Here is a 12,319-nt window from a genome sequence, read left to right as displayed (position 1 = left end):
GAATATTATGTTTATTAGTATTAATAAAATTTGTAGCTTATAAAAAAGAAAAAACGGTATCAGAAAAGAGATTTTTTCAAAGTAAGTTAGATATTACGATAATTAGTATTGCTTGTATCAATATACTTTTCAACATATACGGAATTAATAAGTTGGTATTTTTAATATTTTTAACCCTCCTGCTGGAGTTGTTTTCTATATCAGCTGAAAATATCATGTATAATTATAATGTAAGGGTATAATTATGTAGAGCTCCAACTATTGCTTTATCCTATAAAGCATATTGTATTATAGAGATGTAGAAAAATTAAAGTCATAGATTTTTATGTGAAATATGGAATAGGGTAGAGGGGAGAATAAATTTCTCGCCCCTCCCATTGAACCGTACGTACGGGTCTCATATACGGCTCTACAACTCATATTCCAACTTTAACTAAGTAATAGGATAGAGGATTGAGCAAACCTGCTCCATCTTTTATCCTATTTTCAAGTAAATCTTTGCTGATAATGAAATTCACTACGTTCATCCCACATCTTCTATACCATCCGAGTCTTGAATTAGCAACCTTGTATATTTCTTCGTGTTGAAAGCCATTCTTATTTTTCCTGTTCAGATAACACAAATTCCTGTAGATGGTTTTCTGGTTTTTCCATTGTTTCATGACTATAACCCTGATTTTATGTCTAAGCCACTCTCCGAATTCTTCCATGAACTGTTTCATCATTCCGATTCTGAAATAATTGATCCATCCTCTTACTATATCGTTCACTCTTTTGATTGTGACTGCAAGCGGTCTCGCTATCGCTTTTCCTTTTTGCAGATATTCGCTCAGCTTCTTTTTCAATTTCTTTTTCTTTCCTTTTGTCGGTCTGACTACTTTCGTTTTCGTAGCATTTGCTTTCAGAAACAGTTTTCTTTCTATCCAGCTACTTATAGATTTCATTACCCGATTGGCTGCCATTTCACTTTTTGTGAATATCCGCACATCATCGGCATACCTCGTAAAGCGTAATCCTCTTTGCTCCAACTCCTTATCCAATTTATCTAAATAAATATTGGAACACACAACCGAAAGGGGTCCGCCTTGTGGCACGCCTATGGCAGTTGCCTTTTCCAGTCCTTTCTCCATTACCCCTGCTTTCAGATATTTCCGAATCAGATTTAGCGTAGTACTATCATTTACTTGTTCTCTTAGTATCTGAATTAATTTGTCGTGATTTATTTATCGAAAAACTGTTCAATATCAATATCTACCACCCATTCATATCCCTCATTCAGATAGCAGAGCGCTTGTCTGATTGCATCATGACAGCTTCTGCCCGGTCTGAATCCATAACTGTAATCACTGAATATTTCTTCGTATATAGCAGATATTGGCTGTGCAATCGCCTGCTGTATGGTTCTGTCTAATGCTGTTGGAATTCCTAACGGACGTTGTTTCCCATTTTCTTTCGGGATATATACTCTTCGTACAGGTTTTGGCATATAAGTCCTATTTCTAATAGATGTAACGATTGCATCTTTATTTTTCCTTATATAATCTCCCAATTCCTCAACGGTAACTCCGTCAACACCACTTGCACCTTTATTGGCTACCACCTTTTTATGGGCTCTGTTCAGATTTTCTTTTGATAAAATCACTTCAATTAATTCCATTGTTGTTACTCCTCTGATTTATCCTAAGATTCATACATAACACCCCTCTGGATATAAACAGTATTCCTCGGTTACGTTCCTACTTTTCCTGTCCATCCGATTTCTGGCTCATGTATTATTTTAAACATAACGATTCGTACTATAAATCGTTTCCGTGCTTCAGCTTTTACACCTACTATGACATCATCTGACTCCCTCTCCAAACCTTTTTCGACCACACCTTTCGGCATGTGAGTAGGGTCTCCTAAGGTAAGACACTAATCTTTCGTTCCACAACCTCTTGATTTACAACTTCGGTTTACGTTTACCATTCGGGCTTTGGTTTGTAGTGCAACCTTACCCACCTAATCGCCTGATCAAGTTTCTGTTCGTAGGCTCAAGAACTTTGCTACACCACTTCCTTCATCCATACCATTACTGATACCAACTTGTGGTTCACTACACTTGGCGGTAAATACCCGTGACTGGACTTGCACCAGCAAGAGATTAGTGCCATGCTCGGCACACACTGATAAGTGGATTAGAAAAAATTCTAATCCACTTTTTTTGATTTTTTTACAGAAAATCCATCAATTTTTAGTTGGTATATAGTAGGATCACCTTGATAATTTCATAGAGTAAATTTAATTCTGTCAAGAATAATAGCAGTGATCCATCAATTTCCAGGTGGAAGATTTAAAAGATGAGGGACATAAGGAGAATGAAAATGATTAAAATAGCAGTTATCATTTTATGTATTATAACAATCAGTATGATTGCTTGCATCTTATGTACGTCTGTTATAGCAGGCAAGAGAGCAGATGAGAGTATAGAAAGATATTTTAAGGAACAGAAGAGAGGGTAGAATTATATGAGAAAATCGGGTGTGGTATCAAAAGATGTAAAAGGAAAAGATAATGAAGTTTACCATGATATTATATCTCTATTTAAAATATACAGATCTGTGAATTGGAAAATGCAGATAAAAATCAATCAAGTAAAGCAATGCTTTCATACAGAGTATGGCACCGATGTAGATGAATTTTTAGATAGTGTTTACCAGGCAGGAATGGATATCAATCTGGATATGGAAGATATGAGGGAGAGGATCGAATCTATCAATCAGGCCAATAAGTATCTGAAGCTGATTGATGAGGCGGTAGAGTTAATGAGGAAATATCACCCACAGGGCGAAAAGTATTATTGGGTACTTTATTATACCTATATGTCAGCTTATAGAGCAGAGAATACAGATGAAATTCTGGATAAACTGGAGCCGCATTTTCCACGGATACCAAGAATGCACAGAGCCACTTATTTTAGATGGCGAGATAAGGCTTTTGAGGCAGTCAGCAATATATTATGGGGATACGAAACAAAAAATCAGCAAATATTGAAACAGGTAAACCAGAATTATCAGGAATAGGTAAATAAAATAGTCAAAGGGCTGGAAAGGAGAAACATGGGAGTTGTTATGAGCATAGATACGGGAAATAAAATGATGAAAACCAACCATTTTATTTTTCATTCGGGAATTAAAAGAAAAGAACAAAAAATTCTTCCTGGAGAAGAAGGGATTTTTTTTAAAGGGATTAACTACTTGGAAAGTAATCAGAGGATTTCCTATTTGGAAGATAAAACCATTGATGACAGGTATTATATTTTGACATTACTCGGAGTAGCCAAGGAACTGGAAAAAGAAGGAATAGAAACTGGTATTTATGAAGGGGGAACCATTCCGATCCAGTTATTAGTTGGACTTCCGCCGGGGGATTACGGAAAACAGATCCGAAAATTCCGGGAATATTTTTGGCGGCAAGGAAAAGCCGTTTATTTTTCCTATAAAGGAAAACCATACAGAATACGCTATGAGAGCGTAAATGTATATATGCAGGGATATTCTGCGTACATTTTGGTAGCAAATCAGCTCTATTTACAAGAACAGCCAAAGGTTCTGCTGATAGATATTGGGGGATTTACAGTAGATTATCTGTTAGTCCGGTATGGAGTAGTAGACAGAACAAGAATTGATTCCCTTCCGGAAGGGATTATTATGCTTTATAAAAGAATTATGGTAGGAATAAGGCAGCGCTTTAATCTTTATCTGGAAGAAGCAGATATCGATAATATTCTTTTTAAAAGGAAAACACCGTATTCAGAACTAGTTGTTCGAAGAACGTTTGAAATTGCTGCAGAATATATGAGTGATTTATTAGGTTCTTTTTTAGAATTTGGTATTGATTTTCGAACAACAGTGACTGTTTTTGTGGGAGGTGGAACGGTTCTTTTAAAGGATATTATTGATGAAGTTTGGAAAAGATATCATTCAACATATTATGTTGTTGATGATCCGAGAGCAAATGTAAAAGGCTTTATCAAACAATATATGGCAGAAAAAGCGGGATATTAAGGGGAGGACGTATGGCAAAACAAAATCCGTACAGATTTTCCTTGGGATTTGATGAAGAGGACCCGGATCATCAGGAAGTTGCAAGAATACTAAACCAGTTAGGGCATAGAAAAGCAAAGTTTGTTGTAAAGGCGGTTCTTGCATATCATCAAAACATAGAAGGAAAATTTTCAAAAGAGCAGGCGGTGATAGACAAGAAGCTGGATATATCAAAGAAAAACAGAGTCGTACAATTACAAGATGAATTTCTTCCAACACTGCAAGAGGAGGATATTCTCATGATACAGAAAAATAAAGAATTACTTCAGGAAATGGAGAAAGAGGAATTAGAGGAAAATAAAAGTTCCTATAAAGAAGAACTTTAGAAAGAGAGGAAAAATGCGGAATAGAGTAGAGTATATTTTAGGAGGAATGACAATTTTACAAGGACTGCTTGTGGGGATGGCATGGAATGGAAAGAAATGGGCATTTCTGCTGTTGACATTATTTTTACTTTTGCAGGAAATGGTTCTTATTCTTCTTTTAGTGAGAAAGAGATATCAAAAAAAGTTTTGCCCGAAATGTGGAATTGAGATTATTATTTGGTATCGGATTTGTCCTAATTGTGGACACATATTCAAACCTGGATGTAAAAAAGAAGATTTAACAGAAATGATTGAAGATGCTTTGGACCAAGAGGAAATTGGAGAGTTTGATCAGTTGGAAAATTCGGCAGACAGAATGGAGGAAATAGAAGAGTGCATGATTGAAAGATATATACATAATGAAAAAAATATATAAGTTTATTTATGCTGTCTTTTGATGCAAAAACATAATTAGAGTAGTAAAGGAACATTATGCTGTTAGAAGAATTCTAGCAGCTTTTTTGTAATTATTACTTAAAAGCAAGTAATAGTAACATAGAAGTAAAACTCTCCGCCTGGAAACGGATTATAGATTAAAAACAGATTTCAGGAGGAGATTTATGGATAAACAAAAACGAACTACTATAGATGAATTTAGTGCATACCTACAGAGTGCAGTAAGAAATACCACTATTAACTATATGAACGATAAAAGTAAGATTAAAGAGCATGAGATTACTTTAGAAGAGGATTTGGAAAATGTAGAAGGAAGGGGAATAGAATGGAATGAAATGATGGAAGCACACGATATTTTTTTGGGAAAGATTGATCCGGAAAAATTGTTTGCTCAGGTGACAGACAATAAACTTTTACATATACTGAAAAGTTTTTCGGCATTGCATATAAAGGTTCTCTGTCTGCGAATATTGTACGAAAAGACATTTGATGAAATAGGAATGGCTATAGGAATATCTGGAAAAAAGGCTGAAAATACCTATTACAACGTAATTAAAAAAATTCGCAGGGAATTAGGAGAAGGAAAAGATGCAGGAAAGAGAATTTGAAGAATTATTATGGAAAGCACGAAATAAGGATAAAAAAGCAGTATTTGAAATTATAGAAATGTACCGTCCTTTGTTGTTAAAATACGCAAAAAGTAATGGGAAATTTGATGAGGACTTATACCAGGAATTGGTATGTGCAGTTTTAAAAAGTATTATAAAATTTCCTATGAAAACAGAAGAACACAATAATTTGTACATTAAGTATTGATATACACAAGATATTGTGATATGATGATTGTGTAATTATTTATGATATCAGTATAGACTGACATCACAAAGGTATAGTCCTATTTTAAATAGGAGAAAAATTTAGGATAGGGATATATCCACAAGAAAAAGAATGGCATTGATTGTTATTGGACAGTCAGTGCCTTTTTTATGTTGAAAAGGAGGAACAAGGATGGTAAAAAGCAAGAAAATCAAAAAAATGATATGGACGCATGGCTGGGTGGTATTTCCAGTTATTACGGGTAGACCACTACACTATTACTGGAAAGGTAACAAATTCCAAACAGAAGTAGTTAAAAAAATTATTGCTTTGGATGCAAATCATATTGTAGTAGAAGGAGAAGAAAAGACCTATTATATACAGTTTTTTGCAGATGAAGCAGAAAGTTTAAAAGCAGCAGCGTAGAAAAAGGGCAGGATCAAGAAGGGGATTAAAATTCTTGTTCCTGCTTTTTCAAAAGAATAAGAAGAGGTGAATAGAATGAGTTGGATATGTTTTCATATAGAAAATGAAAGATTATTAAAAGCTGCAGTTTCAGAAGAAATAAGAGTAGAGTGTGATAAACTTTTCAGGCAAAGGGGATACGAAGAAAGAGGAAGATGGATACCGGAGAAAGAAGTAATTTTGTCTTATATTGTAGAAGGGGTATATTATGCTGCAGTCAGGACAACGGACCGATTTGGTAAAAGTTTTGTATACGCAGCAGTTTTGCCACTTTGCATCCAGAAAGGAATGTATTACAATCTGTTATGCAATGAGCAATATGAAGGGGAACTACCGCAGGAATGTCAGTGCCCAATGGAAATTTTATTACTGCTAAGTTCTACGGATTCTGTTCTCGCTCAAAAATGGAGAAATAACTGTTGGAATTATCATAAGAAAGAACATTATCAGGAATATAAAACGAATGTAAGAAAACAATCATCAGGATATAGAAAAAAAGAAAATTATAAAAGGGATTTTAGGAGAAAGATAACAACGCAGTTATGGTATAAAGCGGCAAATGTATAAGTACCTAATAGAAATAGAAGACTAATCAATTTATTAAAAAAGGGGTACACAGAGTCGGAGCAATGAGGAAATGCTCTCGAATTTCTGGTACTCCTTTTTTTGTGTGTTACATTTTGAACTGGAAATGTAATTACCATAATTATACTATTTCATAGTTCAAAATTAGAGTTCACAAATACACTGGATTTTATATTTATTAAATAGTTGATACAATCTAAATGAACCACTCTTTTTCTATGTAAAATTATTGAGATCCTATAAAATTTGTTTATTGTAAGCCAGGTTCATTGCCAGGTTCATCACCACTTATATCTGCACTTGGACACCAGACAAGTGTATATTTATCATCATGACCGGTTGTGTTGCAATTTGTGCATCTCCAATAGGTTGTTGTTTTTACTTGGCAATATCCAGGGTGTGTTTTTCCGTGGATGCGTGTAGTGTCTGGTGATCCATTGTTGACGATATTGGTGTGATGGCCAGATGAACATCCTCCTGCTTTTAAGTCAGATGAGCTTGGCTGATATTCAAATGTTACTAATCCAGCCTGTGTAATTGTGCCGTCTGGATTTTTCTCATTAATAATTTTTTGATTTGTAATCACTTCGTTGCATTCATTCTCTTTGGCAGTGTCGGTGTCACTAGCATAAACTGAAAAAGGAATTACACCTAAAGCTGTGACTGTTAATAATAATGTGAGTATTTTTTTCTTCATTATGATACCTCCTAAATAGTTTATTTTAGATTTCAGTATTAAAATATCATAGGTTTGTAAAAACTAGATTCTTTATTCTATTAAAATATTGTTAAATGGATTTTTTGGAATAGATTTTTCAAAAATGTCATTACGATACTTACTATGTATATGTTTTTATAAGTGATACAAAAATAAGACTGGTTTCCTATAACATTGCGACCTCTCTGAAATTGACATCGGATTCTTAAAGTTTTACAATGATAACGTAAAGTTTTGTGCATGTGAGTATCTACATGGAGGGCCGCAAAACTGAATAATCAGGGAAAAAAGCAATCAGAAATGGTTGCTTTTTTTGTTGCCCTGAAATAAAGAGGAAGGGAGGATGATGTTTGTTTCATAAAAAATTACAAGTGCATATCGTAGAGAAATTGAGGAAACCACAGTTTAAAATGAAGACTGCCTGGATTCCTCAATTTATGTTTATGGGATTTTTCATGATTACCATGCTGGCGTGGTTTACACAGCCAGTATATGCTGCGGACATCTTTTCTATGGCAAAAGACGCTATGCAGAAAGTGTATAACGATGTAGTAGGAATTGCTACTGTTGCAGCAGTTGTGTGTTCAGCAGTGTGTTTGTTTTTGATGAATTTTTCAAAAAGCGGAAAAACAGTGGATGAGTCAAGAACGTGGCTGAAACGCATTGTCATTTGTTGGGCAGTGTTAATGGTACTTGGAGCGATTGTAAACTACATGGAAGTTCTCGTTCCACAGCAGAACTTTACTGGTTAAAAAACATAATATACCGGAGCCCTCCCGGGAAAAGGAGGTTGATGAAGTTAGTTGGGCTGGTTATTAGAATTATTGATTGAAGGAATCCGGGAAATTTGTTCACAGTTTTTAGTAGACATGATGGACCTCATTACCGGAATGTTCACAGATTTACTATCCTGCAATTTGAGTTTATTTGAAGACTTATTTACAGTAGTAAAAGATTTGTATAAAAATGCTATTCTTCCTATGGGGATTGCAATCCTATTGCTGATTTTAATCTGGCAGTTATTCAAAACCATGTTTGGAAGAGGCGGTGTTGCAGCGGAAGATCCGGTGGAGTTGGTCTGCAGGAGCTTTTTATGTTTATTTATGTTGCTCTTTGCCAGACCAGTAGCAAATTATATTTTGGAAGTGGCTGGTACTCCTTATCAGTGGGTAGCAGGAACAGAAATTGAAGTAAAAAGTTTTTCTGATTTTGTATCTTCTCTGGATCAGGCATCGGCAAGTCTTGGAATTGATGGATTGAGCATTTCCATACTATTACTGATTATGCAGTTTGTCGTTGCATGGAATTACTTTAAAATGCTGTTTATCATTGCAGAACGGTATGTTCTGTTGGGCGTTTTTTCCTATACTGCACCTTTGGCATTTTCGACAGGTGGCTCTAAGGCAACGAATAATGTATTAGCATCCTGGAGCAAGATGTTTGGTGGACAAGTTGTTTTAATCATTATGAATGCGTGGTGTATGAAAATGTTTTTAAGCGGGTATGGAAATTTGACCGCAAGCCACTATGGTTTTACAAAGTTTTTTATTGCAACCTTATGTTTGATTGGATTTTCAAAAGTGTGCTTTAAAATGGATTCTTATATGGCTTCACTTGGAATTAATCTTGGAAGAATGTCGAATGGAATGGGCGCTTTTGGGTTAATGATGGCAGCCAGCAGATTATTCTCATTCGGACATAGCAGTCATAGTACAACTGAGAGTATGGAAAATGGAGAACATACAGGAAATAGTGAAGCAATGGGAACTTCTTCCGGAATGGGAGATGGTGCAGGGCCAATACCAATGAGTACTGGAAATCCTATGGATATGGAAGAAATGGGAGAAGATTACGTATCAGGAAATCCGTTGGAAGAGGGGTATGCGGACAATGCAGATGATGGTAAAACAGCAGACACAGTTTCAGATCAGGAAAATATTCTGGACGAAATGGGAATTACTTCACAGCAAGAAGATATGAAAAATCCAGAAGCTAGTACAGAAAATTATGGACTTGGAGAAGGCGGTGAATTGGTAAAAGGAGAAGAAATTGAACCTACACAGGAACAAGGAAATCTTTCTGACCTGAAGGAAAATTCGGTATCAGAAGTTCCTGCTATGGAAGCAGAAAATACTGGAAGCAGTTATGCAGAAGGTATGTTGGATACAGATAGTATTCCAGTAGAATCTGAAAATGGACAAGAGGTACTGACAGAAGCAGATGGAGCTTTAGATTATCCAAGGGAAGAGGAAACAGCTACATCCGTTGGTATGGATCTGGATGGTGGAACCATTGGTGAAAGTGAAATGGATTTGGAAGGGGTCACAAGCGGCAGTGCTGGAAGGGAATATTCTGCACAGGAAGTTTCAGGCGGAATGGAGACTTCTGGATCTGGCATTTTAAACGAAATTGGAGAAAGTGGTGTTTCGACTTCTAAAGGAGAGTCCGTAATTCCAAAGTTTTCAGAGGAAACAAGGGAACATCCAACAGGTGATTATCTCTCCAGTCAAAATGAGTTTGGACAAGGGGCAGAAAGAAGAATTTCAGATGTTCCGACAACAGGGGAAATGGAAACTAGCGATGTTTTAGGACGAGAGATGCTGATACAAGGACAGAATTTAAGAGAAAGTGTTCTCCCAAACGAGGCAGAAAGAAGTTTGAAACTAGAAGATGGGATTCCAGAAATTCCAAAATCCAGACGTGAATTGCGACAGGGATATGATGAGCGTAAAGACTGGTAGGGAGGTGTAAAATGGCAGAAGAAAGGCATGATACATCACCTCTTGACAATACAGCCAATGCTGCTATCCAGACAGCAAAAACAGCAAAGCAGGCAAAACAGGTTGCAGATGGCATAAAAAATGCAAAAAATGCAGCAAAAGGTGCTCAGGCAGCTTACTCTACGGCAACAGCGGCAGGAGGCAGTGTGGCTGGAAGTACCATTGGAACAGCAATTGCAGGACCTCTTGGAACGGTTGTTGGATTTTTAGTGACAAATAAGACGTTCCAAAAAGTAGTTGCAGCAATTATGGCGGCAATTTTACTGTTCCTATTCATCATTGTGAATTTCATTGGTATTCTGTTTTCCTATCTTGGATTTATGGATGCTAATTCTTTTGCAAATGAAGCGCAGTCAAAAGAACTTGCAGCAATAAGAAGCAGGATTGAACAGGTGCTGGAAGTAGAAGCATACCAAACAGAGCTGCTATCTATTATTTCTCAGGAACATGATATGAAGCTGCAGGAAATACAGGCAGATTATCAGGCAAATTATAGAGAACATAAATTGACAATCGTAGATGAATATGAGACAAGATTAAAAGATAACCTATCTTATTATGTGGGGATTTTACTGATGCAAAAGTGGGACAGCACCACGCGAAAATCTTTTCTCGGATATTCTGGTGGTCTGGACATGAACTTGGATACAGATTTGAGCAGTCCATATGATGCCTTTTTTGAGGAAGCGGCAAATACCTATAATGTACCGGTAGCACTTTTGATTGCAATGGGGAAAGTAGAGTCAAACTTTGATCCTAATGTAGTATCTGGTGCAGGTGCAATTGGCATTATGCAGTTAATGCCTGGAACTGCTGCTTCACTGGGAGTAACAGATCCGTATGATCCTAGACAGAATATCATGGGGGGAGCCAAATACGTTGCAGAGCTTATGGAAATGTTTCAGGGATATGAAAATGCTTTGGAATTGGTTATTGCTGGATATAATGCAGGTCCGCAGGCAGTCATCAATGCCGGATATCAGATTCCACCGTATACAGAAACCCAGAACCATGTAAAAAAGGTAATGGGATATATTCAAATACTGGAACAGCCCAGTGGAACGGGAAGTTCCTCTGATACCGAAGGGAGTCCAGAGGAATTGGAAAAGTCATACCAACTGTTAAAAAATGCGGTGACAGAATATGTGCCGCAATTCTTTTCATGGTCTGTAAGCAATACGGGAGAGCAGTCATCTGTAAAAACAGTCTATTATGTGATAACAGAAGCTGGAAAGACAGAGATTACAAAAGAAACTTATCTGACTTTAAAGGAAAGTGGACAGAATGTGCAGATGGAAGAGCAAGAAGTAGGTGAAAAAACGGTGGAATATACATTGGCTTTACTATTGAGTTCACAGTTATCTCAAAACGGAAACAAGTATGAGTATAAGTATGTACTGGATCAGGGGACATTTGAGTTGGTTTTACGGGTTCTTCAGATTATGCAGGATGGAGTTGATGCGCTAAAGGAAGCAATATTTTCCCTATTTTCATGGACGGATTTTGTGACAGGAGGTGGGGTTGATGATTCATTGATTGGAAATATTGATGTTACCGGAGATAAAATCCGATATGATACGGTTGAAAACTGTGTGAAAGAAGTCACTTATTTTAATCAGACAGAAGAACCGTGGGCAAGCCTTCCTTATGGAACAAGCAATGTTGGTGCTGCCGGGTGCGGACCAACTTCTCTGGCGATTGTAATTTCCACTTTTACCGGCCAGAATGTAACACCGGAAATCACGAAAACTTTTGCAGAGCAAAATGGAGAATATGTACCCAATGTAGGCACCAGTCATTCTTTTGTGAAAAATGCGGCAACTCACTGGGGGTTGACTTGTGAACGGGTAGGAAAAGACCGTATGGATTATGTGGTGGAATCCTTAAAAGAAGGAAAACTGGTTGTTGAAATCTGTGAAGCTTATACGATTACCGGAGGAAGTAGTGGACACTTTATTGTACTTACCGGAGTGACCACAGATGGACATATCACGATTGCTGATTGTGCAAGCAGAGAAAGAACTGGAAAACTTTATAGCGTAGAAACCATAAAAAGTTATGGAAGGGATTTGTCGGAAGGAGCTTTTTGGATTATTGGAAAGTAGGAAC

16 protein-coding genes and 1 pseudogene are annotated in these 12,319 nt (G+C 36.7%); 13 read left to right on the top strand and 4 right to left on the bottom strand.

Annotation, left to right across the window (positions count from 1 at the left end; all coding sequences use genetic code 11):
* The coding region (locus PG840_RS11605) for a hypothetical protein (RefSeq protein WP_270613660.1) at positions 1 to 242 on the top strand (242 nt) is incomplete at its 5' end.
* Positions 243 to 416: 174 nt separating this feature from the next.
* Here PG840_RS11605 and PG840_RS11600 read toward each other — a convergent pair.
* From PG840_RS11600 to PG840_RS11590, 3 genes and pseudogenes are all read right to left on the bottom strand, one after another.
* Positions 417 to 944 carry a group II intron maturase-specific domain-containing protein gene (locus tag PG840_RS11600; RefSeq protein ID WP_243036083.1) on the bottom strand — a complete coding sequence of 176 codons (528 nt, stop codon included), beginning with the start codon at positions 942 to 944 and terminating at the stop codon, positions 417 to 419.
* Positions 930 to 1,486, bottom strand: a pseudogene (locus PG840_RS16865) (reverse transcriptase domain-containing protein); the annotation flags it as partial. The pseudogene PG840_RS16865 and the gene PG840_RS11600, both read right to left, overlap by 15 nt.
* Before the next feature lie 242 nt (positions 1,487 to 1,728).
* The gene (locus tag PG840_RS11590) at positions 1,729 to 1,887 is read right to left on the bottom strand and encodes a hypothetical protein (protein ID WP_182464922.1); all 159 of its coding nucleotides are present in this window, start codon (positions 1,885 to 1,887) and stop codon (positions 1,729 to 1,731) included.
* A 476-nt stretch (positions 1,888 to 2,363) separates the two neighbouring features.
* On the opposite strand from PG840_RS11590, the gene PG840_RS11585 reads away from it, so the two are divergent.
* The 9 genes from PG840_RS11585 to PG840_RS11545 all read left to right on the top strand — a co-directional run bounded on the left by PG840_RS11585 (position 2,364) and on the right by PG840_RS11545 (position 6,694).
* Positions 2,364 to 2,501, top strand: a complete 138-nt coding sequence (locus tag PG840_RS11585; protein WP_154104359.1) for a hypothetical protein — start codon at positions 2,364 to 2,366, stop codon at positions 2,499 to 2,501.
* A gap of 6 nt (positions 2,502 to 2,507) precedes the next feature.
* On the top strand, positions 2,508 to 3,062 hold the full coding sequence (locus PG840_RS11580; protein ID WP_021739013.1) for a hypothetical protein: 555 nt from the start codon (positions 2,508 to 2,510) through the stop codon (positions 3,060 to 3,062).
* A gap of 48 nt (positions 3,063 to 3,110) precedes the next feature.
* Positions 3,111 to 4,046: a ParM/StbA family protein gene (locus PG840_RS11575; protein ID WP_225084275.1), complete on the top strand. Its 936-nt coding sequence runs from the start codon at positions 3,111 to 3,113 to the stop codon at positions 4,044 to 4,046.
* 11 nt (positions 4,047 to 4,057) lie between these two features.
* Positions 4,058 to 4,411: a hypothetical protein gene (locus tag PG840_RS11570; RefSeq protein ID WP_118263125.1), complete on the top strand. Its 354-nt coding sequence runs from the start codon at positions 4,058 to 4,060 to the stop codon at positions 4,409 to 4,411.
* A 13-nt stretch (positions 4,412 to 4,424) separates the two neighbouring features.
* The gene (locus PG840_RS11565; protein ID WP_118263124.1) at positions 4,425 to 4,826 is read left to right on the top strand and encodes a hypothetical protein; all 402 of its coding nucleotides are present in this window, start codon (positions 4,425 to 4,427) and stop codon (positions 4,824 to 4,826) included.
* A gap of 184 nt (positions 4,827 to 5,010) precedes the next feature.
* Positions 5,011 to 5,454 (top strand): sigma-70 family RNA polymerase sigma factor, encoded by a 444-nt coding sequence (locus PG840_RS11560; protein WP_118146540.1) that lies wholly within the window; start codon positions 5,011 to 5,013, stop codon positions 5,452 to 5,454.
* The gene (locus tag PG840_RS11555; RefSeq protein WP_021739072.1) at positions 5,435 to 5,662 is read left to right on the top strand and encodes a helix-turn-helix domain-containing protein; all 228 of its coding nucleotides are present in this window, start codon (positions 5,435 to 5,437) and stop codon (positions 5,660 to 5,662) included. The genes PG840_RS11560 and PG840_RS11555 overlap by 20 nt, the downstream gene beginning before the upstream one ends.
* Positions 5,663 to 5,854: 192 nt before the next feature.
* Positions 5,855 to 6,088 carry a hypothetical protein gene (locus PG840_RS11550; RefSeq protein WP_111919485.1) on the top strand — a complete coding sequence of 78 codons (234 nt, stop codon included), beginning with the start codon at positions 5,855 to 5,857 and terminating at the stop codon, positions 6,086 to 6,088.
* 75 nt (positions 6,089 to 6,163) lie between these two features.
* Positions 6,164 to 6,694 carry a hypothetical protein gene (locus tag PG840_RS11545; protein ID WP_118263123.1) on the top strand — a complete coding sequence of 177 codons (531 nt, stop codon included), beginning with the start codon at positions 6,164 to 6,166 and terminating at the stop codon, positions 6,692 to 6,694.
* A gap of 268 nt (positions 6,695 to 6,962) precedes the next feature.
* On the opposite strand, the gene PG840_RS11540 is transcribed toward PG840_RS11545, so the two are convergent.
* The gene (locus PG840_RS11540) at positions 6,963 to 7,409 is read right to left on the bottom strand and encodes a hypothetical protein (RefSeq protein ID WP_118263122.1); all 447 of its coding nucleotides are present in this window, start codon (positions 7,407 to 7,409) and stop codon (positions 6,963 to 6,965) included.
* Positions 7,410 to 7,780: 371 nt separating this feature from the next.
* Here PG840_RS11540 and PG840_RS11535 point away from each other — a divergent pair, with 371 nt between their 5' ends.
* From PG840_RS11535 to PG840_RS11525, 3 genes are read left to right on the top strand one after another with little or no spacing between them, the layout of a single operon-like run.
* Positions 7,781 to 8,182 (top strand): hypothetical protein, encoded by a 402-nt coding sequence (locus PG840_RS11535; RefSeq protein WP_021739076.1) that lies wholly within the window; start codon positions 7,781 to 7,783, stop codon positions 8,180 to 8,182.
* A 51-nt stretch (positions 8,183 to 8,233) separates the two neighbouring features.
* Positions 8,234 to 10,171, top strand: coding sequence for a hypothetical protein (locus PG840_RS11530; RefSeq protein WP_118146408.1), 1,938 nt, complete (start codon positions 8,234 to 8,236; stop codon positions 10,169 to 10,171).
* Positions 10,172 to 10,182: 11 nt separating this feature from the next.
* Positions 10,183 to 12,315, top strand: a complete 2,133-nt coding sequence (locus tag PG840_RS11525) for a transglycosylase SLT domain-containing protein (protein ID WP_118146410.1) — start codon at positions 10,183 to 10,185, stop codon at positions 12,313 to 12,315.
* The last annotated feature ends 4 nt before the right edge of the window (positions 12,316 to 12,319 follow it).

The sequence above is a fragment of the Coprococcus sp. AM97-35 genome, from assembly GCF_027697525.1.
GTDB lineage: Bacteria > Bacillota > Clostridia > Lachnospirales > Lachnospiraceae > Allocoprococcus > Allocoprococcus comes.
The sequence above is the reverse complement of the archived record's forward strand: the minus strand, read 5'-3'. Positions and strand labels throughout refer to the sequence as shown.